Here is a 23445-nt window from a genome sequence, read left to right on the forward strand (position 1 = left end):
CGACTCCGTCTGTCCGGCTTCATCCCTAACGACTAATCATCCGCACAAAAGTTTCTAGGCGATCGAGTCCTTTCTCCGCTGATGCCAGGTCTGTAGCATATGACAGACGAAGACAGTCATCGGTTCCAAAGGCGATCCCCGGGATGGCGGCGACATGATACTCCTCTAACAGACGCTCACAAAACTCGTAGGAGGGAAGGCCTAGCTTGCTGATGTTGACGTACATGTAAAACGCCCCCTTGGGCTTGACGACGCTGGTTCCTGGCAGTTGGCTGAGGCGATCGTACATATATTGGCGACGCTTGTCGAAGGCCTGACGCATCTGTTCAATGCAGCCGGGAGATTTGGGGTCGCTCAGGGCGGCGATCGCCCCAAATTGGGCGAAGGTACAGACGTTGGAAGTACTATGGCTTTGTAAGGTACTCGTCGCTTGAATCAAGGGCAGGGGAGCTGCGAGATAGCCTAGGCGCCAACCGGTCATGGAATAGGCCTTGGCAAAGCCACTACAGGTGATGGTGCGATCGCCCAGTTCCGGTGAAACTGACCCGATGCTGAGATGTTCCGCCCCATCATAGAGAAGTTTTTCATAGATCTCATCGGAGAGCACCAACAGGTCATGCTCCAACACCACCTCAGCCAGGGCGCGAATTTCCTCGGGGCTATAGACCATTCCCGTCGGGTTTGAGGGAGAATTAAGAACAAACAGTTTGGTCCGTTCCGTAATCGCCCCTTTAAGCTGTTCCGGGGTGATTTTGTATTGACTCTCGGCACGGGTGGGGACAATCACGGGGACGCCCTCGGCCAGTTTGACAATTTCGGGATAACTCACCCAGTAAGGAGCGGGAATAATCACCTCATCGCCAGGATTCACCAAGGCGGCGATGGCATTGTAGATCGCCTGTTTGCCACCATTGGTCACTTGAATCTGTTGTGGGCTAACATCCAATTGGTTGTCTGTTTGCAACTTCTGGGCAATGGCCTCTCGTAGCTGAAGTTCTCCGGCTGCGGGACCATAGCGAGTTTTCCCCTCATCCAAAGCCTGCTTCGCCGCCTCTACAATATGCTGAGGCGTCGGAAAATCCGGTTCTCCGGCACTAAAGCTACAGACATCAATGCCCTCGGCTTTCATGGCCTTCCCTTTGGCCGCGATCACCAGGGTCATAGAGGCGGGGACTTGAGCAACTCGTTGAGAAATGGTCTGGGAAATGTTCATTGTGTCTTTTTTAAGGCAGTGTAATCATCAGCCAACTGGATTAGGGGAATTTTACCGCTATCCCTTAAAGCTCGGATATTCTTGGCAACCCACTCATGTCAGACGACGGTGACATCCACCGTGGCTGTATCCTTGAATTTATGTTCCTCCAACGCGTCTTACAGGACTTGTCAAACCGATTACCACTACGCACCGTTCTGATTGTGCCCTTCGCGTTGCAAATTTTTGCGGCGGTTGGACTGACGGGATATCTCTCCTTCCGCAATGGACAGCAAGCGGTAGATGAACTGGCACAGCAGCTACAGGGGGAAATCAGCCATCGCATTGAGGAACGGCTCGATAGCTATTTGGCTAAGGCTCATTTGATTAATCAGATGAATGCCATGGCGGTTCAGCTTGAGACTCTCGATCTGACCAATCTTGAGCAACTCGATCGCCATTTTGCCCAACAGATTCGGCTATTTGAGGCCATCAGCTATATTTATTTTGCCAATCCTCAGGGGGAGTTTAGCGGAGCGGAGCAGGTTCCTGGGGGGCTACCCCACATTGGACAAGCGGGACGTCAGGGCCCCGATGATGACAATTTTTATACCTATGCCACGGATGCCACAGGACAGCCGACGGAGCAACTGTCGGCTATCCCTAATTATGATGCCCTGACTCGGCCCTGGTATGTGGGGGCCGTTCGGGGGCGATCGCCCGGTTGGGGAGAGGTCTACGTCTGGGCGGCCCCGTACAAAAATCTAGCCCTCCCGGCGGCACAACCGGTCTACGATGACCAGGGACAGTTACTGGGGGTCTTTGCCGTCGATTTGTCGCTGCTGGATATCAGTGCCTTCTTAGGCAGTTTGGAGGTGGGCAAAACGGGAGAAACCTTCATTGTCGACCACCAGGGGCAACTCATCGCCACCTCAGCATCAGAACCTCCATTTTCCCGGGATGACGAGAATCCCGATCGCCTCTACGCCAGTGAAAGCCAAAGTCCACTAATTCGAGAAACCACCAGTTACTTATTGAGCCGCTTAGGAGGCTTTGCCCGTCTAGAAACCTCCCGACAAGACCGCTTCGACCTTGACGGGGAGACTCAGTTGGTGCAAGTCCGACCCTTTGAGGATGATTTAGGACTCAATTGGTCGATTGTGGTGGTCATTCCTGAACGAGATTTCATGGAGCGCATCCATGCCAATACCCGCAACACCATCTTGTTATGCGGCTTGGCTTTGGTAGTCTCCACGGCGATCGGGGTAGTAACGGCCCGTTGGGTGGTCTTGCCCCTGCGACAACTGAAAGAGTCCGCTCAGGCCCTGTCAGATGGACAATGGGAGCATGAGCTGCCCCTGAAACGTCAAGATGAAATTGGCGATTTAGCCCGCTCCTTTCGCCGCATGGCGGGTCAGCTTCAGCAGTATTTTTCCGATTTACAAGCCAAAAATGAACAGATGCAACGGCTCGATAAGCTCAAAGATGAGTTTCTAGCCAATACCTCTCATGAACTGCGGACTCCCCTCAATGGAACCATTGGCATTGCCGAATCTCTCCTAGATGAAGTCGCCGGCCCCATCAATCCGCAACAACGCTACAATCTCAATTTAATTGTCCAAAGTTGTTACCGCCTCAATACCCTCGTCAATGATATTCTCGATTTCTCGAAACTACGACATAAGCAAATCACCTTACAACGAAAGCCGGTGGGCATCCGGGAAGCCGTTGACTCAGTCTTGAATCTTTGTCAAAGTTTAGTATCACGAAAAAATGTGCAACTCATCAATGCCATTTCTCCTCAGCTTCCCCTCGCCTATGCCGATGAAAATCGCTTACAACAAATTCTCTATAATTTAGTGGGCAATGGAATTAAGTTCACCGAAGAAGGATTTGTAGGTATCTCGGCTGTCTATTCCCACGAAGAACAGACCCAAACCTCCCCGGCAGAGGAGCCGCAGGACTTGAGTTTAACGGTTCGGCAAGAGTCCGATCCTAGCCCGGAGGATGGAGATATTTCTGAGGGATATTTACTCGTCACCGTGTCCGATACTGGAATCGGAATTCCGGCAGAGAAACATGAGTCTATTTTTGCCTCCTTTGAACAGGGGGATGGGTCCACCGCCCGCGAATATGGTGGCACTGGGTTAGGCTTGGCGGTGACCAAACAGTTAGTGGAGTTACATGGTGGAACGCTCACGCTACAGTCCATTGTCGGCAAAGGCTCGCAATTTACCTTTAGTCTGCCGATCGCCACGACGACACAGCAAGAGGCAGGAGAGCATGAGGGAATAAAAAGTGGAAAATCGGCTCTGGTGGAGGAAATCTCCTGGGAGGACGACTGGCATCAGTTCCAACGCCAAGACAGTCAGTTTCTGACACAGATAAGACAGACAAATAGACCAGAAACCTCCCAGGGGACGGGTCATGAGGAAACTTCGCCTCTTTTACCCCAGACAAGAACGCCTGCTTCTGAGGAGACCCAGCCGGCTCTAATAGAGGAGGAACCGGAGAAGCTGTTTAACATTTTGATTGTGGATGATGAGGTAATTAATTTACAGGTGTTGGTGAATCATCTCTCTTTAGAAAATTACATTGTCACCCAAGCTATAAACGGGATAGAAGCCCTAGACATCATCAAAAATGGCTTTAAGCCTGATTTGGTGTTACTCGATGTCATGATGCCCAAAATGACGGGCTATGAAGTCACCCGCAAACTCAGGCAGGTCTATCCTGCTCATGAGTTACCGATTTTATTGTTGACTGCTAAGGATCGCCCGGAAGATGTGGTAGTTGGTTTACAGGAAGGCGCTAATGATTATTTAACTAAGCCAGTTAATAAGCGAGAGCTTTTGGCTCGACTCAAAACTCATTTATACCTGTCCAACTTGAGCTTGGCTTATGCAAAGTTTGTACCTAAAGAGTTTTTGCAGTTCCTGGATAAATCGAGCATCATTGATGTGCAGCTCGGGGATACCGTTGAGCGAGAGATGTCGATTTTATTTTCAGATATTCGTGATTTTACCCAATTAAGTGAGGGAATGAAACCGGATGATAACTTTAAGTTTATCAATGGTTATTTGTCCCGAATGGAGCCGGCAATTTCAGATAATAATGGCTTTGTTGATAAGTATATTGGTGATGCCATCATGGCGTTGTTTGGGGGGGCAGCCGATGACGCGGTGAAGGCGGCGATCGCCATGCTCAAAAACTTAGAGGACTATAACCAAACCCGGCAGCGACCCGGACGCAGACCGATTAAAATTGGCATTGGCATTAATACGGGGAAATTAATGCTGGGAACCGTTGGGGGTGAACGACATATGAATAGTACGGCGATTAGCGATGCGGTGAATGTTGCTTCACGGATTGAACAACTGACCAAAGTCTATGGTGTATCGTTGTTGATTTCCGAAGAAACATTCATCAATTTAAATAATAGCTCTGACTACCAGATTCGTCTCATTGACCGGGTGTTGGTCAAAGGCAAAACTAAGCCAACCTCAGTGTTTGAAGTCTTTGATGCAGATGTGGATATTGTTCGAGATGGAAAAGCCGCAACCCGCACTCAATTTGAACTGGCATTAGCCTATCTACAAGGTCAAAGAATTGAGGAAGCTGAAGAGTTGTTTTTAGACTGCTTGGCCCATAATCCAGCGGATCATGCCGTGGAAACTTACCTAGAACGCTGTCGGGAAGCAAAACGCCCTTCCTAGAAACGGGTTCAATGATAGGATTGTGGCAATTTTACAAGACCTCTCTCACCATTGCACCATCATGAACCGCCTAACATTTCTCTCCCTATTTCAGTCTGATGTGAGCGTCACCCTCGATCAGTTGCGCCAGGATGGGGATGCGATCGCCCCCGAAACCACCGAAGCACTGACCCTTAACGTAAGTCGAACCCAGGTTGAATTCACCGTCGATCAACCAGACTTGCAAGTGTTGGCCCTCGAATATTCCCTCACCCCAGACTTCCAAGAGATTCAAGGAGTGAGCTTCAGTCAGCGGGAGTCGGACAGCGCACCGCTACAAGTGACTGCGACGGAACTACAACCGAATCAAACCTATTATTATCGCCTTACGGATGGCGAAGGCAATTCAGGGGTGGGCCGCTTTGAAACCCTTGTTGATTTGGGCTTTCCCGCTACCGGCGATTTGGTGGTGTTTGGCGACAGTTTATCCGATACGGGCAACCTCTTTCTCGCCCTAGATCAGACCTTTCCCCCCTCTCCTCCCTATTTTCAGGGACGTTTTTCCAACGGTCCCCTGATTCCTGAGTTCCTGGCCGAACGACTCGGCCTGCCTCCCATCACTCCGGCTCTCCTTGGCGGGACCAATTATGCCTTTGCAGGAGCGCAAACTGGACCCGGGGTGCAAGCTTCGGGGGTTCCTAACGTGGGGGCACAAATCGAGGCCTATTTAGGTGTGAGCAGTCCTCAACCCGGGGATGTGTTCTATATCTTTGCTGGCGCAAATGACTTTCTGTTTGCGCAGCAAGATCCTCTAACGGTTGTGGATAATCTAACCGATCACTTATCCCAATTGGCAGAAGCGGGCGCAGAGCAGTTTATTGTGCCCGCCTTCCCCGATATGGGTCAAGTTCCCGCTGTGCAAGGCTCACCGGAATCGGACTTATTGACGGGAGCTGTGTTTCAAGCCAATCAATTATTGGATACTCGCCTCAATGAGTTCAGCGAGCAATTTGGGGTGGAGATTGTTCGCTTAGATTTCGCAGCTGGCTTTACCACGATTTTGGAGATGGGTGGACAATTCGGCTTTGTCAACAGCACCGATGGGGCATTAGATCCCTTGACGGGAGAGGTCGTGGCTGATCCAGATACCTATGTCTTTTGGGATCAGACTCATCCCTCTGCACGAACTAATGAGTCGATTACCCGTTTCGCTTTGGCCAATCCGCAACGCTTGCCCAGGGAACCCATCGCACCCATGGACGAGAGCAACCCCTTCCCCCTACCCGAGTCAATGTTGGCTGACATTGCCGAGACGGCGATCGCTGAGGACGCGATGCTTTCGCTACTCTAAGATAGGGTCATCCATCGGCTAGGTCTAGTCGTTGTCCGTAAAATTACTCGGTTTTTCAGTTCATGCCCTGGCACGGCGGGTGAGATGTCACAATGGAATTAGGAGTTTGATTCGACATCAGGGAAAGTTTCGTTTCTCCGTTTCCCCTATCGTTCCTCATCGCAAATCCTAGCAACTGTCCATGAGTTATTGCGTTAATCCGGCCTGTCCGAGTCCTGAAAATCACGACTCTGCTGAGCAATGTGTCAGTTGTGGCTCTCCACTACTACTCCACGGACGTTACCGAGCGGTCAAAGTCTTGGGACAAGGCGGGTTTGGCGCCACCTTTGCCGCTCGCAATGTAGCGTTACCCGGTGAACCCGTTTGTGCCATTAAACAATTACGGGTCGCCTCAAACAGTCCCAATGTCATTGACCGCGCTCGCAAACTGTTTGAGCGAGAGGCGGCGACGTTGGGAAAAATTGGGAACCACCCCCAAGTCCCCTCACTGCTGGACTATTTTCAAATTGGCGGTCAGTTTTATCTGGTTCAGGAATATGTCAAGGGCCTGACCTTAAAGCAAGAAGTTAAACGCTATGGGGTCTTTGATGAGTTTAAAGTCCGGGGGGTACTCGATGAAACCCTGGAATTGCTGAAATACTTTCAAAGTCAATCGGTGATTCACCGGGATATTAAACCCGCCAATCTGATCCGTCGCAGTATTGACAGCCGCTTAGTCTTTATCGATTTTGGGGCCGTCAAGGACGAAGTCAGCCATACGGCCATGTTCACCGATGATGATCAAGCGCCGAATACCTCCTTTGCCATTGGAACACCGGGGTTTGCCCCCCCTGAACAAATGGCGATGCACCCGGTGTTCTCTAGCGATATTTATGCTTTAGCGGCAACTTGTCTCTATTTACTCTCAGGAAAATCTCCCCGTCGCCTAGGGTATGACCCCTTGACGGGAGCCATTACCTGGCGCGATCGCATCCAGGTGAGTGAGAACCTGGCCTATGTCTTGGATAAGATGTTGCAACCCCTGCTCTCGAAACGATATCAGTCGCCCGAACAGGTGTTAGCTGATTTACATTATCAACCGTCAGAGTCGGAGTTGGCGGATCATTCGGTTCCCCTACAACCTCAACGACTGCCAGAGCCAACCCACCTCGAAGCTGAGGAGGAGATGACCCAATGGGGGGCCCAGGCCCCCGAACCGCAAACGGAGTTAAATCCCTCCGAAACGGGGTTCAGTGACTCAGAGGACTCCTGGCGCACCCATTTATCCAATAGTGATCCCCTCGATGCCACGGGGTTAGCAGATACTCGCCTCCATCGGCAACAGCCACGTCGCTTGCGTAGTTCCTTTTCCCAAACCTCTCGGGAGCGCACTCAGCTTAATTCCACTCAACTCAGTGGCGCAAGCGGGGCCCGAGGTCGGCTCACCCTGGCTATTCTGAAACGGGATTATTTCAAAGGACGGCGCGATTTCGCCAATTGTAATTTAAGTGGTGCCGATTTACATGAGTTAACCCTAGAAGGGGTGAATTTTAATGAAAGTAAGCTCGTTAAAACCAATTTACGGGGCGCAAATTTACATAAGGCCGATTTAAGTCAGACGGGAATGAATCACGCCAATCTGCGAGATGCGGATCTCAGTGATGCCTTTATGAGTTATTGCAATTTAGCCGGGGCAGATTTGCGCGGTGCCGATTTAACGAACGCCTACTTAACCTACGCCAACCTCACCAACGCCAATCTCTGTGGTGCCAATCTCACCAACGCCAAGGTAACTCAGGAACAGTTAACCGCCGCCAAAACCAATTGGCGCACTATCCTCCCCGATGGGAAACGGGGTTTGTTTTCCTGAATGGGGTGGAGGGCCAGGAGAGACCCAGACGCAGGACTGGGGCAATATCCCGCTAGGATGAGGGGAGTGAGATTTTTATAAAGGAGCGTTTATGTTTTCCCGACGACATTTAACCTTATTGACAGATTTTGGTGAGCGTGATGGCTATGTAGGGATTCTCAAGGGGGCGATCGCCAAAATTGAACCCTCGTTGGCGGTGACAGATATTACCCACGACATCCCCCCTCAAGATATTCTGGCGGCACGGTTTTGCCTAGCTAATGCCTATCCCTTTTTTCCCAAAGAGACGGTGCATATTGCCGTCGTCGATCCCGGTGTGGGAACTTCACGGCGCGGGGTGGCGATTCAACTCGAAGATGGCTTTCTCATCGGCCCCGATAATGGCATTTTTGATGGGGTGCTACGGCAACATCACGATAAGATTCTGGCCGCGGTGGAGTTGACAGAGGTGAAGTATTGGCGCACGCCTGAACCCAGTCAGACGTTCCACGCACGAGATATTTTTGCCACCGTTGGCGCTCATGTGGCGACGGGGGTGCGAGTCGATCGCCTGGGGGTAGCCATTGACCCTGATAGTTTAACGCGCTTGTCGTTACCAGACCCGCAATGGCAAGAGAAACGCGTCTTAGGGGTGATTCAATACTGCGATCGCTTCGGTAATTTGATTACAAACATTCCCTCGGATGAGTTGGCGGGACAGTCTTGGCACGTTGAGGCCGCCTCCCGTCAGATTCCCCAGGGGGAGAGTTATATGAGTGCCAAGGAGACGGACGTTGTGGCGATCGCCTCCCGTCATGGCTGGTTGGAGTTAGCGGCCTATCAACGCAGTGCTCAGGAGCAACTGGGGTTAAAGGTCGGTGATTCCCTGACGGTTGTTTTCTCGTGATGGCTTGGGCCACCCCAGTTATTGGCTTAACGGGGGGAATTGCCACCGGAAAAAGCACCATCGCCGCCTATCTTCAGCAGCACTACCACTGGCCGCTCCTGGATGCGGATATTTTGTCCCGGGAGGCGGTTCGTCCCGGGACAGCGGTTTTAGCGCGGATTGTGGACCGCTATGGTGAGGGGATCTTGCACCCTGAGGGTCATCTTAATCGCGCTGGTTTGGGGGAGAGAATTTTCGGCAAGAGCCAGGAGGCGCAACGGGAACGACGTTGGTTAGAGCAACAGATTCATCCCTGGATTCGCCAGCAGTTTACCGAGGCGATCGCAAAACATGCGGGAACCACAATGGCCCAGGCCGATTCCTGGCCGCCGCTGCTGTTGGTGGTTCCTCTGCTGTTTGAAGCGCAAATGACGGATTTAGTGACGGAAATTTGGGTCGTATACTGTACCCCAGAGCAACAAAAAGCACGGCTCCAGCAGCGTGATGGCTATGATGAGATTCAGGTGCGATCGCGCCTTGAGGCTCAGATGCCCCTGTCAGAAAAATGTGAACAGGCTACGCTAGTCTTAGATAACAGCGGGCCTGCGAGCCGCTGGCAGCAGCAGATTAAACAGTGGTTGCAACAAGTTGAGCGAGTCGAGCAGTGACGATGACGGTTAACCTTTGGACTGGTTTTATAAGTTCGTTAATTTTGGTGGCGGGAAGTCTGGTGGTGAATCTAGACCCCTCCGCCGCTGCAATGTCGGAGATAGCACTATCGGAGATAGCTTCTGAGATGAGGCTCAGTCGCCGACGTCGAGCCTCGGAGTTAATCTCGGAGGCGGAGCGCAAGGTGATGCGGGGGGAGGTAATCGAAGCCGTCAGCCTTTATAACGAGGCGGAGGCCCTGAGTCTCCATTTTGAGGTGGGGGCCCAGTCCTGGAATCTCCTCTGTTGGTATGGCAGTTTATGGGATCAAGCTGAGGCGGTTCTGAAGGCCTGTAATCGAGCGGTGGAGATGGAACCGGACAATGTGGAGATTCGCGATAGTCGCGGCTTAGCTCGGGCATTACTGGGGGATTATGAGGGGGCGATCGATGATTTTCAAGCCTTTGTACAAGAAACAGACCATGAGGGTCGTCGTTTCCAACGGCAAAACTGGATTGAGATGTTACGAGCGGATGAAAATCCCTTTACTCCCTCGGTTTTGCGGATGTTATTTGTAGATTAGTCTCATTTACAAACTCATGCAGACTTAATAATCAGGACTATCGGAGTGGTTCATGGCAACAGATGTTGAGAGTTCTATTTCACCCCTATCTCCATCGAGCGATCGCCCCTTGGTTCGCTTTGAAGATATCTCGAAAATCTATGGTTCAGGAAATACGGAAGTTCGCGCTCTAGATGGAGTGAGTTTTTGTATTTATCCTGGTGAATATTGCGCCATCATGGGGCCATCGGGTTCCGGGAAATCGACGGCTATGAATGTGATTGGCTGTTTAGATCGCCCCAGTCGCGGTCAGTATTATCTCGATGGGGTGAATGTGGCCGGGTTTGATGAACGTCATCTGGCCCAGGTTCGTAATCGTAAGTTGGGGTTTGTCTTTCAACAGTTTCATCTGTTACCCCAAATCAGCGCCTTAGAGAACGTCATGTTACCCATGGTATATGCTGGGGTTACTCATGGGGAACGGGTTGAACGAGCCACAGAGGCTCTGATTCGGGTGGGATTACAGGATCGCCTTCACAATAAACCCACCCAACTGTCTGGGGGACAACAGCAACGGGTGGCCATTGCACGGGCCATTGTCAATCGTCCGGTTTTGTTACTGGCCGATGAACCGACAGGAGCTTTAGATACTCAAACGACGGATGAAGTGATGGGGATTTTTGCTCAACTAAATGAGTCAGGAATTACCATTGTCATGGTGACTCATGAACCGGAAGTTGCAGAACGAACCGAGCGCATTATTTGGTTTCGGGATGGCAAGGTTCAATAGGGAGTTTACGGATTAACAGTCATTGTCACTGTAGGATTAGGAGAACCTTGCTTCTCTGTTTCCTAGATATTATGGACAACCCCGAGATTTTTCAACGTCTTGCGGACTGTTATCGTCAACAGGGCCATCACCAACAGGCGATCGCCTACTACCATCGTAGCCTAGAGCATGACTCGAACCTAGACCTCGATTCTGCAAGCCAACATCGGCAATGGGGAGATTGGTTGATGACGTTCCAACAATGGCAGAGGGCCATTGATGCCTATGAACGTTCCTTGACCCTCGAACCGGATAATTTTCAGACACTCTATCAGCAAGCGGCTTGTTTTTCCCATTTGGGCGATCGCGCTGCCATGGTACGACTCTATTTAAAAAGTATTCCCCTTAATCCTGATTTTCCTTGGTATTATTATCCCCTATTTTGGCAATCCTTAAAGCATGAAAACAAGGTTCCCGAGGCGATTGCACAATTCCAAAAAACACTCACTCAATTCCCCAAGTCCTTAAATGTTTATATCAACCTAGGGGATGCTCTCTCCTTACAAAATCAAACCAAGGCAGCGATTAGCTATTACCAAAAAGGGGTTAAACTGATGTATCCCCAGTTAAAACAAATTGCCCTTAATCATACATCAGATAAACCAAAATCCCATCAATCCCAGACCTCTAACCCCACAGCCAGCATCAATTTTATGATTCTCGGCGTGCAAAAAGCGGGAACCAGCTCTTTATATGCTTATCTGAGTCAACACCCTCAAATTTTACCCCCGTTACGGAAAGAACTTGAGTTTTGGTCTTGGAAGTTTTACCAGGGACTGGATTGGTATTTATCCCAATTTCCCATCGGGAGATACTCTTGTGGCAAACCTATTCAGGATTATCAAACCGGGGAAGCCTGTCCCAACTATTTCGACTTTCCAGAAACCCCAGAACGGTTAGCGCGTCATTGTCCCACAACCAAGTTTATCATTCTCCTGCGAAATCCTGTAGATCGGGCAATTTCTCATTATCACCATTGGCGAAAAATCCATCAAGAATCATTATCCTTAGAGGACGCATTCGAGATGAACTTCAAAAATCTCAGTCCTAATTCTCCCTATGGCGGTGTTCCTAAGAACTATTTAGAGCGAGGACTCTATGCCGACCATCTCAGACGATGGTTTTCCTATTTTCCAAGGGAGAGATTTTTGATTTTAAAGAGTGAACGCTTTTACGAGAATCCAGAAGCTACATTAAGGCAAGTTTACGAGTTTTTGGGATTACCACACCAGCCCCTCTCTCACTATCCGAAGTATAATACGGGTGCGTATCCTGCCAGTGATGCCAAAATTCGTGATGTTTTAAATGAGTTTTATAAATTCCATAATCAAGACTTGAATAATTTATTAGGTGAAGTTTTTTTTGAATCATAAATAGCCCTTAACGAAAAAAGGGAACTAGAGAAAAACTAAAAGAGAAGGAATCACCCCTAAGTCTGTGTCCTCGGGCAGCCACAAGGGCGTGCCCCTACGTGGTTCCCCTCTCCCTCTCCCCTAGAAAAACCACATTATGCTCGTTCCTGAATCACCTGTTCTATCGCTTCAATATCAACCCAAAAATCTTCTGTGAGGACATCAGGATAGAGAAGATTGCGGAAGACAGAACAGGGGAGGTCAGAGCCAACTAAATAATAATGATTTAGTTGCAGATATTGACAAATTGACCAATAGTAGTAGCGGATATAATTGGGAGAAAATAACTCAATAACCGTGGTTTCGGGTTGACAAAATACTAAATTGGTGAGTCCAGCTCCATGAGGGGCAACAATGATCTCAGCATTGGCAAATAATTGTGCTTGTTCTGTGACACTGTAATCTTCTAAGGCAATTACCTGAAAACCTTGGTGTTGCAACCGTTGAATGAGCTGAGGTTCGTTGATGACGCGACGATACTGGGCCGTTTGGCGACTGATATAGAGTCGTTTGGCAGAGGTGGGAGCCAGTGACGGCTGACTGGGGAGAAACTGCGATCGCAGAAACTCAATGGACTCTCCCGTGGCCCAGCCAATAGGGCCGGCAAAACTGGGAACTACCAGGCGAGTGGCTTGCAGATGCGGATGGCGATCGCTCTCCAGGATGCGATCGCCCGGAATCCCGAGCTGTTCCAAGGTTTGCCGCTGAAAGGGTTTGGCAACACTGTTGACATAAAACCAGTCAATCTCCGCCTCGGGGAGGCCACTGCAACGCAAGATATCCAGACGGGGCAAAACATCCACCATCCAATGAAAATAGACATTAGCCGATAATCCCGTTAGAACCGCCACCGTCCCCTCAATGGGTTCAACTGGGGGGAGTTGAACTCGGTTAAAAATCCGATGTTGGCCAGGATTGAGGTGACGGTTGGGACATCCGGGGAGTTCACCCGGATATTCTCGGGAGAGATCTGCCAACAGATCATCGTCCCTTGTCATAACGGCGATCGCCTCACAGACTTGCCACCAATGGGTTTGAGGCATTGTCCAAACCCGTCCCTGGGCAATCTCAGCGGTAAAGCGATTGCGGTTCAATTGAAGGGGTTTGGCTCCCGGCGGACAGTGATACTGGCTCCGTTGTAGGGCCACCGGGGCGAACTGTTCTTGTAGGCGATTGAGACAGGTTTGACAGTTGACTCCCTGACAGGCCTTGAGTTGTTGCCCTGGCGGTTGTGGAGTCTCCGCTAGAGCCATTCCTGGAAGGCCATCCGTCTCCTCTTGGCAAGCCACATCATAACAACGAACTCCCCTAGCTGATGCAGATTGGGTTCGGGGGAGCCATCCTTGAGGAGACTGTTGGGGCAATCTCTTCTGGCGAACCTCCTGTTCTTGTTTCGCCACAACACTGGCCCCCAACCCCTGTCGAGCCAAAACATCCTCGGGCCGGAGTGTCAGACAGAGTTGATAGTAGGTTTGGGCTTCCAAAATTGCCCCATATTCCAAACGGACATCCCCCCAGGCCCGATAAAGTTCTGCAAGAGCATCCTGACACGATTGGACATCTGCCGCTCTCATCAGATGTTGGATGACCCCTTGTCGGGCCAGAAAGGCTCGATCATATAAATCTGACGGCGGCCCATCTTCCTGGGAAACAATCGGCCCTTGACTGAGGATTTCAAGCCAGGTTTTCCCATAGTCGGGGAGTTGTGGCAGAAACTCCAACCAGTAGGCGATCGCCTCTGCGGGCCGTTCCAGTTGCAGGGCCATATTGGCACAAGAGCCATAGAGATCTAACTGTTGCGGATTGAGTTTTTGGGCCTGTTTAAAGCAGATGAGAGCGGCGGCGGGTTGTTTGAGGCGATCGAAGAGTTTACCCAAGTCTTCATGAACCCGAGCCTGATGGGGATCGAGGTTTAGGCTTTGTAAATAGTGAGCTAGAGCTTCCTCCAGACGACCCCGGAGGCGATCGCAGTGGCCCAGAAGATGATGAAGATCGGCAGAGTTGGGGCTGTTCGTCAGGAGTTCAACCAGCACTCTTTCCGCCTCTTGAAGACGATTCTGTTTCAGGAGGAGGGTGGCTAGATTGCGTTTGGCTTGGGAGCGATCGGGTTGTCGGGCGATCGCCTCGCGATAATAAGAGGCGGCGGTTTGGAGTTGTCCCCACCGTTCATAGAGGGTTCCCAGGTCATTGTAGGCTTTCACATCCTGGGGATTCTGTTCTAGGGCCAGGCGATAGTGCTGATAGGCTCTAGCATCGGCTCCCTGATGCAGATAAGCCCGAGCTAAGTTATAGCGAACCGCTTGCCATTGGGGACGCAGCTGTAGGGCCGCCTCATAATAGCGGGCCGCCTGAGGATAGTCCTGTTTGTGATCATAGAGTTGCCCTAGATAGGCATAGGGTTCTGGCCGGAGGCGATCGCAGTCAATGGCTTTCTGGTAGGCCCGCCTCGCCTCTTCAAACTCCGAGTCGGGCAACGGTGCAGATGGAGACGTTTTACAACAACTCGAAGTCATTGATAGTCAAATCCGGTAACGTTTCCAGGCGAGCAATGGTCACTTCATCCCCAACGGCGTTGGTGGGATTATAGAACAACTGCCCAGTCGATTGTTCATAGATCAGTCTGGCATCACTAGACCCATCAGCGAAGTCCGTCACCACGAAGTCAGACGCGGTTAGGCTGTCACCCAGGGCCGTGTAAACATTGCGATCGAGGGCAATTTTATCTCGGCCAGACATAAAGTCAGTAATCGTGTCATTGCCAATCTGATCGGGCGTAATTTCCATGTTGCCATGACTGCTGAAGAGGAAGGTGTCATTACCAAGCCCCCCAGTCAGGAGGTTGTTACCGCGATCGCCCGAGAGGACATCATTGCCATCACCGCCAATGAGCGTATCATCACCTTGACCGCCATAGAGACTGTTACTGCCCCCGCCGGCCATGAGATAGTCATTCCCGGAATGGCCCGCAAGCATATCATTGCCATCGCCACCAATCAGGGTGTTATTGCCATCGCCACCGAGAAGCATATTGTTACCACCACCGGCAAAGAGATAGTCATCGCCAATATCCCCAGACAGGATATCATCGCCATCGCCGCCGATAAGGGTATCATCACCTCGTCCACCATAGAGGCTATTACTGCCCCCGCCAGCCATGAGGTAATCATTACCCTGATTACCAAACATCAAGTCATTGCCCTCTCCACCAACGACCGTGTTATTCCCATCTCCACCAGTTAAGGTGTTATTACCGCCTCCCGCAAATAGGTAATCATCGCCGAGATCTCCGGACAATAAATCATCCCCATCACCACCAATTACTGTGTCATTTCCTTGTCCACCATACATGGTGTTGTTGCCACTTCCCCCAACGATATAGTCATTTCCTTGACCACCAAAGATTAAGTCATCTCCATCACCACCAACGACCGTATCATCTCCGCTATCACCGGAGAGGACATTGTCGCCACTTCCACCGAGGATATAATCGTTACCTTGACCGCCATAAAGGGTATCATCTCCTGATCCACCCACAACGGTGTCGTTGCCTTGTCCACCAAAGATTAGGTTATTTCCTTCACCACCAACAAGGCTATCATCGCCCCCAAAACCAGCGATGGTATCATCACCAGCACCTCCATAGAGGGTATCTGCCATGCCTGCATCAGCACCGAATGCGGGGTCAGATCCGAGGAGCAGATCATTGTCATCGGTACCATTGAGGAGATTACTTTCATCGGTTTGACCGATGATGTTCAATCCTCCATCTTCATTAGGTTCTGAACTACTTGGAGTTGTCGGATTTTCGATTAGAGACATACTAGGATTTCACTCCGATTATCACACTGGGTTAATAGTTGCCGCCTAATAACATCGAGGAATTTAAAACCTCTATAATAATGGCCATCAAACGGTGACAGTGTAAGACTTCAATTATCTCTTTGATTGAGAAGAACTGAGAATCTTATGGATTATAAGATGACATTTTGGGGATAAAAGTTTCTGGATTGAATCATGAGTATCGATAAAAAATAAGGTGACCTCGGGATAATCGTTAGAAACGGTGGGTTGGCAGTCCGTGTTATGACTTGCGTCAGTAAAGCTTTGGGGCCATCCCTGAGCTTCACTAATAAATTCAGACCATCCGGCCCACTATCCGGATCATGTCTTCTACCTTTCACGAGCATTGGTAAAAATCCGGATTGAGTCCGCTCCATCCGTATATGCAAATAGCACTCCTGATAGAAGACGGATTACGGCTTATGAGCACCTCTCCCGCCCTGCTGGCCCTGACAGCTCTCTTGGTTCCCGAAGCGGATACGGCTGAGTTAGCCTTGATGCCCCCCGATACCATTCCTCCACCAGCGAGCGAGGCTCAACCGGAATTTCAGCCCGAGCTTGAGTCCGATTTGGCGATCGCATCCTCACGGGCGATCGCCCAACCGGAACCCCAAGTCACCCTAGCCCTCGTTTCAGGGACAGGATCTCTCTTTACGCAATATGTTCGCTTCTATCAGGTCTTATTGCTGAGTTTGGCCCTGTCTCCTATGGCCGCTATGACGGTGTTTGCCCTGTTGCATCGGCGGGTGGTTCGCTATCTGACGGATGAAGTGCGTCAGGAACTTGAGAGCTTGGGAGACTTAGAAGCCGACTTAGAATCTCGGACGGAACAAGCCGATCAGCTCCTGGAGGATCTCGAACAACGACTGCGGAAGCAAACCTCTGGCAATAGCGATGAGATTGAAACTCTAAGCCAAACTGTTGAAGTGCAACTGGCAGAAATTCAGGAGATGGATGGGTTTCGGGAACAGAGATGGCAAGAGTTGCAAGCTCTGCTCTGGACAATCTATTGCAATCAGGAGTCAGATCGTCATCAACTGGCTGAGCTTACCCCAGAAACCCTCTTAACTCAGTTGAAGTTGTCTGAGACGAAGGGAGATGACTCAACGGATGATTTCCGGGATGATTCAGAGGCTCTACAACTGCTGGATATCCCTGAAGCTCAGCTTCTCGAAGACTCTAGCCTCGATACAGAGTCTTCAGAGGCTGTCTGTGATCATCTCCAGGAGCCTCAACTCTCACCGGAGGAATCCCATGATGAGTCAGAGGTGGCGGCGGAGGTTGAGTCTAATCTCAATTCTGACTCGCAATCTGCATCGCAATCTCCATTGCAATCTGAACTTGAGTCTGATGAGAATGCCTCCTCGGCTGAGTCTCAGACCCCCCCTCAAGATGTCCAAGAGACGTTAACCTCTCCTCCTGAGACTCGTGAGGGCTGCTTAGCGATCGCCCGAGACTTAGAAAAACAAGGCTGTTGGGTTGAGGCGATCGCCGCCTATGAACGAGCCTTAACCTATCCTCCTTCCGAGACGACTGAAACGACCCCAGTTTCTGAACCCGAGCCAGCCGCCACTTCAGAAACCACCTCAGAACCCACCTCAGAATCCACTCCCCAGACGACCCCAGAGGCTGATTCTCGCCCCGACTCCCTTCGTTTTGAGCAGTTAAAGCAACGGGCCCAAGAAGAGGGCGATCGCCGTCAATGGGCGGCTTGCATTGAAGCTTGTCAACAGGCCCTAGAGCAGCAGAAAGATGCCCATCTCTATAAACTCTTAGGAAATGCCTTCCAAGCCCTTGGCAACCCCGGGGAGGCTCAGGGGAGTTACCGGGAGGCCCTACGACTTGAGCCTAACTTTGCCGAAGTCTATGCCAATCTCGGGAGTCTCTATGCCCAACAACAGGATTGGGCCAAGGCCATTGAATGTTTCCGGCGGGCCCTGCGACTGCAACCACGACTCGCGGCCGCCCATCGTAACTTTGCCAAAGTTTGGGAAAAACTGGGGAATGAACGGGAAGCCTTAAGCTGTTGGCATCAGGCCTTAGATATCGAGCCAAAGTGGGCTGAGGGGAAAGAACACCTAATTCTGGGCAACCGCTGGGTGAAACTCGGTCAGTGGCAGATGGCCGAAAGCTATTATCGTCGGGCGATCGCCCAGGATGCTGATTTACTCGATGCCTGGCATAACCTGGCAGAAGTATTAGCCTATCGCCAACAATGGCAAACCGCTCGCGATACCTACGAGATTATTTTGCAAAAAGACCCCCAGCGGGTGATTTCTCAACTGGGCTATGCTCGTATCCTGGCTAATCTAGAAGCCTGGCCCGAGGCGATCGCCCAATATCATCATCTGGCCGAGGTCGCCCCAGCCCAAGTTTTGGCCCAACATCGCTTTGCCCAACGCCTTAAAGACGCAGGGTTGGTCTCCGAATCCATCAGCGTTTATCGTCGGGCCTTGCAATTTACCCCGGATAACTTTGAACTGCAATTAGGCCTGGCTGAACTCCTCTGTCAATCGGAAGACTGGGAACCTGGCTTGGAGGCGGCCCGGCGGGCAATTACCCTCCATCCCCAAGTTGCCAAAGCCCAATATTATGCTGGACGCTGCCAGGTCGCCCTCGAACAGTGGCAAGCCGCCGTTGAACATCTGCAAGAGGCGGTTCGCTTAGATCCTCAATTTTTCTGGTCTCGCTATTTTTGGGGAAAATCTCTCCTGGCCCTGGAACAGTGGCAAACTGCCGCTGAGGTGTTAGATGCGGCCATGCCCCTTAATCCGAGTTTTCATTGGGGCTATCTGGAACTGGGACAAGCCTGGATGCAATGTCAGGCCTATGATAAAGCTGTCACCGCTTTTCAACGGGTGTATGAGTTGGCCCCCGACACTCCCTGGCTTGCCAAAAAACTGGCCGATGCCTTACGGGGGCGGGTGTTAGCGGATATGGACCAAGCCGTCACCTGGTATCGCCGGGCGATCGCCGAACATCCCCAGGACTTGGATAATTATCACCGAGCCTTAGACCTGAAATCCAACGATATTGATTTATACGTCCAACTGGCCGACGAACTGGCTCATCAGAACCAAGAGAGTGGGGCCATGACCTTCTATCAGATGGCCTTGCAAATCGAGGGCGATCGGCCCGACATTAAACGGAAACTCGAAGACCTACTCAAAAAAAAAATAAAGTAACCCCAACCCCTCCCGCCAAACCGCAAGTTCTGAATCCAGGGGAGGTGACCGGGGAATTGCAACTGGTCACCCCCGATTTTATCTATGGTTGGATTGTCCATACCCAAAACCGAGATCAACCTCTCTGGGTTGACGTTTATATCGGCCCAACCCATCTCGGAACCTATCCCGCCCGAAGCCAGCGGCCAGACATCGCCCGTTATTTCAACAGTCAGGGGTTTCACGGCTTAGAACTGAAAATTCCCCCCTCTATCAATACATCAGAACCCGTTCCCGTTCGCGTGACGCCCCATGGAAGTCAGCAGGATCTCAACGGGTCTCCCATTTGGGTGAAATTAGGCCCTCAAGGACAAAAACAGTCTCTCCCTGCATCAACCAGCCCTCGACTCAACACCCCGCCCCTCTACCCAATTCCCCAATCCCCTCACCGTCAGCCCCGGATTGCCCTAATTATCCTCAATCGCAACGGGGCCAGTCTCTTACAAGACCTATTTTCATCCCTACAAGCCCACAACAGCTATGACAACCTAGCGCTCATCATCGTCGATCATGGCTCAACGGATGAGAGTCTGTTTCTCTGTTATCAGTGGCAAGACCGCTTACCCATCACCCTAATTCCCCGAGGGCAAAACTATAGTTTCTCCGCCTCCAATAATCTCGCCGCAAAACAGACCGACGCTAATTTATTGTTGTTTGTTAACAACGATATTAGTTTTTGTCAAGATATTCTCGGCGATTTAGCGCAGATGATGGAGGATGAAACTGTGGGAGTCGTTGGGTTAAAATTACTCGACCAAGTTGATGATGCTAATTCTCTAACGCCCCCGATTCAACATCTCGGGGTTCAATTTGATTTCTATAATCCCCATACCAGTTTTTCTCCCTTTGAAGTCCGCGATAATCCCGCTTGGACTGACGTCCTAAATCAGCCGTGGCAAGTTCCCGTAGTGACAGGAGCGATGCTACTCTGTCGCCGTCAGGAATTTTTAGACTTGGGAGGCTTTGATGAAACTTATTTTTATGGCTATGAAGATGTTGACCTTTGTTTACGCTATCAACAACAGTTGAACAAAACCGTCATTTGTGCTAATCATCTGACAGCCCAACATCATCGAGGAATTTCTCGATTTGACTCTAAACGTCCTGGCAACTTCCTCGCTAAAATTGGCAACAATCGCCAGCACTTAGAAGCCAAATTTGGCTATTATCTCCGTCGTCGCCATTTGGCAGACTTTTTTAATCAAGGCTCCTATTGGACCGGCCAGCCGCTGCGAATTGGCTTTGCAGTTACTGATGCAAATTTAGGAGCTGCTGCCGGAGATTATTTTACCGCTTTGGAATTGGGGGAACAACTCAGCCAACAGTATGGCTGGGAGGTATTTTATCTCTCTAAAACCCAGGGCGAGTCCTGGTATGACGCTCATCAACTTGATGTCCTGATTGTGATGCGACAGGACTATGATTTGAGGAAGCTAAAAAATGCCAAACCCCGCTTAATTAAAGTGGCGTGGGTTCGCAACTGGTTTGATGCTTGGGCTAAAACTGAATCCATGTCCGACTATGACTGTGTTTGGTCCTCGTCCCAGGCTGGAGTGGATTATCTTCAACATCATCTCAGCAAAACAGTGACACGGCTACCCATTGCCACGAATCCTCAACGTTTTGCAATGGATTTACCCCCTCAGGAGGCGTTCGAGTCCGACTATTGTTTTACGGGCAATTTCTGGACAGTTCCTCGGGAGATTATGACCTGTTTACGGCCTGAGCGTCTTCCCTTTACGTTTGCCCTGTATGGTCATCATTGGCAGGATATCCCGGAGTTTTCGCAGTATTACCGGGGAGCGGTGGAGTATGAGAAACTGCCCATCGTTTATCGCTCGACCAAGATTGTGGTGGATGATGCTAATACGGCAACGAAACAATGGGGATCGGTCAATTCTCGGGTGTTTGATGCTCTCGCGGCTGGTGCATTAGTGGTGACCAATGGCACAGTGGGAAATGAGGAAGTTTTTGGGGGATTATTGCCGACGTTTGACTCGCCAGACTCATTGGAACGGGTCTTACGAAAGTATCTAGAAAATGAGGACTTACGCCAGGAGCGTGTGGCTCAATTACGGCAGCAGGTTTTACAACAGGAAACCTATGGTCAGCGGGCAGAAACGGTATTTTTGGACTTACGGGAGACGATGACCCAACGGTATCGGATTAGTCTTAAGATTGGCGTTCCTAATCAGGATGAATGCCAATCTTGGGGAGATTATCACTTCGCGGAGGGCTTAAAACGAGAGTTTGAGCGGTTAGGTCATTCGGTTCGCATTGATATTTTAAGGGATTGGTATAATCCCCAGAGTTTTGGCGATGATGTGGTGATTGTCTTACAAGGGTTAAGCCACTATCGCCCTCAACCCTATCATCTGAATCTCCTCTGGCTGATTAGTCATCCTGAGACGATGTCTGTAGAGGACTATGAGGGCTATGATCAGGTGTTTGTAGCCTCAAATGTCTATGGGGAACAGATTAAAGACCAGGTTCGAGTTCCGGTTGAGGTGTTATTGCAATGTACTGATGCGTCCCGGTTTTATCCTGACTCCAGTCTCGGGGAGGCGGCCCCGGAGGTGTTGTTTGTGGGCAACTCTCGGCAGGTGTATCGTCCCATTGTCCGGGATGCGATCGCCGCTGGGTTAGATTTGGCCGTTTATGGAAGCCGTTGGGAGTCCTTTTTACCGCCAGGCTATTTACGGGGGACGCATATTGCCAATGACCAATTGCGACAATATTATACGGCAGCGGGAGTGGTCTTAAATGACCATTGGCAAACTATGGCGGAGGCGGGATTTCTCTCGAATCGTTTGTTTGATGCGGCTGCTTGTGGGGCTATGATTATTTCTGATTCTGTGAAGGGACTCGAAGCGGTCTTTGGGGAGGCGATCGCCTGTTATGATGACCCGGCGGGGTTGGGTCCCCTGGTACAAGAGTGTCTACGCCGCCGTGAGAGTAACGCCTCCGAGCGATTACGGTTGGCAGATTGGGTTCGCCAACATCATAGTTTTAGCCAACGGGTTGAGACTCTGTTGAGGGTCATTGATGCGCTCAATGCTGCCAAAATGGGGGGGTATTATGGATCTTGACGACACCCCCATTAACTGTTGAAATCCCCTAACAGCCCCCTGGACAGGGATTAAAACAGCGGATGTTGCCGGGAGACATCTCAGATTCTAAGGATTTCTCCTCTAAGTTCGCCCACCAGACTTCGCGAATCTCAGGATACTCGTCTGAGTCCTCATAGCCACGAGTCTGCACGATCGCCATCATGGGGGGACTCTCCCCATCCAACCGTTCACAGGAGGGAACCCAGGATTCTCCTGCTTGCAAGGGAGGACTCACGGCTTCGGCCGCCAAGATACCAAATACCGCATAAGATCCCCCCGCCGCCATGGGGACATCTTCCAAGTGGTTTTGCAACAGGAGGACTCCTTCAATGCCATCATCCTCACTTTGCACAAACTGCAAGGAATAGCCACAGATATGACCCGTTTCATCCGCCAAACAGCGGCCAAAGGATATCCAATCGGGCATCATTTCCGGTTCTGCTAACTGCCGTTGTCGTTCCGTCCAACCCAGCCACCAATCGAAATAACGCACGATCGCCTCAGCCATAGCCTGACGCGTCTCATCCCCTTGTTCAGCAAATCCGTCTGCTGCACCCTGGAGATTGGCGATCGCCCCCTCCCAGTCTTGAATCTGGGTACGTTGCAGGGCCCGATCCAATAGGGTGTCCGGGTTTGGCACTTGCGATGAACGCTGGGCTAACTCCCCGGAGGACGCCTCAACCTCCCTCTCTACGGGAATCGGGGCACAAGCCACCACCGCTAAACTCACTCCCAACACCAGACTCGTTGCTAAGCCTTGCATACTCACCTCAACTTCCCAAAACCTGGACGAAAGGATTAACTCCAGATAACCTGATGATAGCCCAAAATTTAGCCCATTCACGGAGCTAGACATTGGCATTGAGGA

At 50.8% G+C, this 23445-nt stretch carries 14 protein-coding genes; 10 read left to right on the forward strand and 4 right to left on the reverse strand.

Annotated features, from left to right (window positions below):
- Positions 1 to 25: 25 nt before the first annotated feature.
- Positions 26 to 1213: a pyridoxal phosphate-dependent aminotransferase gene (locus L855_RS11475; protein WP_246198825.1), complete on the reverse strand. Its 1188-nt coding sequence runs from the start codon at positions 1211 to 1213 to the stop codon at positions 26 to 28.
- Between the two features lie 95 nt (positions 1214 to 1308).
- Between L855_RS11475 and L855_RS21465 the strand changes: the two genes are divergently transcribed.
- From L855_RS21465 to L855_RS11515, 8 genes are all read left to right on the forward strand, one after another.
- Positions 1309 to 4908, forward strand: a complete 3600-nt coding sequence (locus L855_RS21465) for a response regulator (protein WP_246198826.1) — start codon at positions 1309 to 1311, stop codon at positions 4906 to 4908.
- 22 nt (positions 4909 to 4930) lie between these two features.
- Positions 4931 to 6238, forward strand: coding sequence for an SGNH/GDSL hydrolase family protein (locus L855_RS11485; RefSeq protein ID WP_159788119.1), 1308 nt, complete (start codon positions 4931 to 4933; stop codon positions 6236 to 6238).
- Between the two features lie 181 nt (positions 6239 to 6419).
- Positions 6420 to 8087: a serine/threonine-protein kinase gene (locus L855_RS11490; protein WP_159788121.1), complete on the forward strand. Its 1668-nt coding sequence runs from the start codon at positions 6420 to 6422 to the stop codon at positions 8085 to 8087.
- Between the two features lie 91 nt (positions 8088 to 8178).
- Positions 8179 to 8973, forward strand: a complete 795-nt coding sequence (locus L855_RS11495) for an SAM hydrolase/SAM-dependent halogenase family protein (protein WP_159788123.1) — start codon at positions 8179 to 8181, stop codon at positions 8971 to 8973.
- Positions 8973 to 9620: a dephospho-CoA kinase gene (gene coaE / locus L855_RS11500; RefSeq protein ID WP_159788125.1), complete on the forward strand. Its 648-nt coding sequence runs from the start codon at positions 8973 to 8975 to the stop codon at positions 9618 to 9620. Before L855_RS11495 ends, coaE begins: the two co-directional genes overlap by 1 nt.
- 2 nt (positions 9621 to 9622) lie before the next feature.
- Positions 9623 to 10183, forward strand: coding sequence for a tetratricopeptide repeat protein (locus L855_RS11505; protein ID WP_159788127.1), 561 nt, complete (start codon positions 9623 to 9625; stop codon positions 10181 to 10183).
- A 52-nt stretch (positions 10184 to 10235) separates the two neighbouring features.
- Complete coding sequence (locus tag L855_RS11510; protein ID WP_159788129.1) at positions 10236 to 10952, forward strand: ABC transporter ATP-binding protein; 717 nt, start codon at positions 10236 to 10238, stop codon at positions 10950 to 10952.
- 71 nt (positions 10953 to 11023) lie between these two features.
- Positions 11024 to 12364, forward strand: coding sequence for a tetratricopeptide repeat-containing sulfotransferase family protein (locus tag L855_RS11515; RefSeq protein ID WP_159788131.1), 1341 nt, complete (start codon positions 11024 to 11026; stop codon positions 12362 to 12364).
- Between the two features lie 134 nt (positions 12365 to 12498).
- On the opposite strand, the gene L855_RS11520 is transcribed toward L855_RS11515, so the two are convergent.
- Together L855_RS11520 and L855_RS11525 are read right to left on the reverse strand one after the other, a co-directional pair.
- Positions 12499 to 14916 (reverse strand): glycosyltransferase 61 family protein, encoded by a 2418-nt coding sequence (locus tag L855_RS11520; RefSeq protein WP_159788133.1) that lies wholly within the window; start codon positions 14914 to 14916, stop codon positions 12499 to 12501.
- Positions 14897 to 16222, reverse strand: coding sequence for a calcium-binding protein (locus L855_RS11525; protein WP_159788135.1), 1326 nt, complete (start codon positions 16220 to 16222; stop codon positions 14897 to 14899). The genes L855_RS11520 and L855_RS11525 overlap by 20 nt, the downstream gene beginning before the upstream one ends.
- A 443-nt stretch (positions 16223 to 16665) precedes the next feature.
- Between L855_RS11525 and L855_RS11530 the strand changes: the two genes are divergently transcribed.
- Together L855_RS11530 and L855_RS11535 are read left to right on the forward strand one after the other, a co-directional pair.
- On the forward strand, positions 16666 to 19428 hold the full coding sequence (locus L855_RS11530) for a tetratricopeptide repeat protein (protein ID WP_159788137.1): 2763 nt from the start codon (positions 16666 to 16668) through the stop codon (positions 19426 to 19428).
- A gap of 44 nt (positions 19429 to 19472) precedes the next feature.
- Positions 19473 to 22556, forward strand: coding sequence for a glycosyltransferase family protein (locus L855_RS11535; protein ID WP_159788139.1), 3084 nt, complete (start codon positions 19473 to 19475; stop codon positions 22554 to 22556).
- Positions 22557 to 22584: 28 nt separating this feature from the next.
- On the opposite strand, the gene L855_RS11540 is transcribed toward L855_RS11535, so the two are convergent.
- Positions 22585 to 23340, reverse strand: a complete 756-nt coding sequence (locus tag L855_RS11540; RefSeq protein ID WP_159788141.1) for a hypothetical protein — start codon at positions 23338 to 23340, stop codon at positions 22585 to 22587.
- Between the last annotated feature and the right edge of the window lie 105 nt (positions 23341 to 23445).

Origin of the sequence: Sodalinema gerasimenkoae IPPAS B-353 (assembly GCF_009846485.1) — a bacterium.
Classification (GTDB): Bacteria; Cyanobacteriota; Cyanobacteriia; order Cyanobacteriales; family Geitlerinemataceae; genus Sodalinema; species Sodalinema gerasimenkoae.

Bases quoted from the DNA above. Each gene is read 5' to 3' on its own strand.
- L855_RS11475 (WP_246198825.1), bottom strand. From the start codon at position 1,213: ATGAACATTTCCCAGACCATTTCTCAACGAGTTGCTCAAGTCCCCGCC.
- L855_RS21465 (WP_246198826.1), top strand. From the start codon at position 1,309: ATGTCAGACGACGGTGACATCCACCGTGGCTGTATCCTTGAATTTATG.
- L855_RS11490 (WP_159788121.1), top strand. From the start codon at position 6,420: ATGAGTTATTGCGTTAATCCGGCCTGTCCGAGTCCTGAAAATCACGAC.
- L855_RS11495 (WP_159788123.1), top strand. From the start codon at position 8,179: ATGTTTTCCCGACGACATTTAACCTTATTGACAGATTTTGGTGAGCGT.
- coaE (WP_159788125.1), top strand. From the start codon at position 8,973: ATGGCTTGGGCCACCCCAGTTATTGGCTTAACGGGGGGAATTGCCACC.
- L855_RS11505 (WP_159788127.1), top strand. From the start codon at position 9,623: ATGACGGTTAACCTTTGGACTGGTTTTATAAGTTCGTTAATTTTGGTG.
- L855_RS11510 (WP_159788129.1), top strand. From the start codon at position 10,236: ATGGCAACAGATGTTGAGAGTTCTATTTCACCCCTATCTCCATCGAGC.
- L855_RS11515 (WP_159788131.1), top strand. From the start codon at position 11,024: ATGGACAACCCCGAGATTTTTCAACGTCTTGCGGACTGTTATCGTCAA.
- L855_RS11520 (WP_159788133.1), bottom strand. From the start codon at position 14,916: ATGACTTCGAGTTGTTGTAAAACGTCTCCATCTGCACCGTTGCCCGAC.
- L855_RS11525 (WP_159788135.1), bottom strand. From the start codon at position 16,222: ATGTCTCTAATCGAAAATCCGACAACTCCAAGTAGTTCAGAACCTAAT.
- L855_RS11530 (WP_159788137.1), top strand. From the start codon at position 16,666: ATGAGCACCTCTCCCGCCCTGCTGGCCCTGACAGCTCTCTTGGTTCCC.
- L855_RS11540 (WP_159788141.1), bottom strand. From the start codon at position 23,340: ATGCAAGGCTTAGCAACGAGTCTGGTGTTGGGAGTGAGTTTAGCGGTG.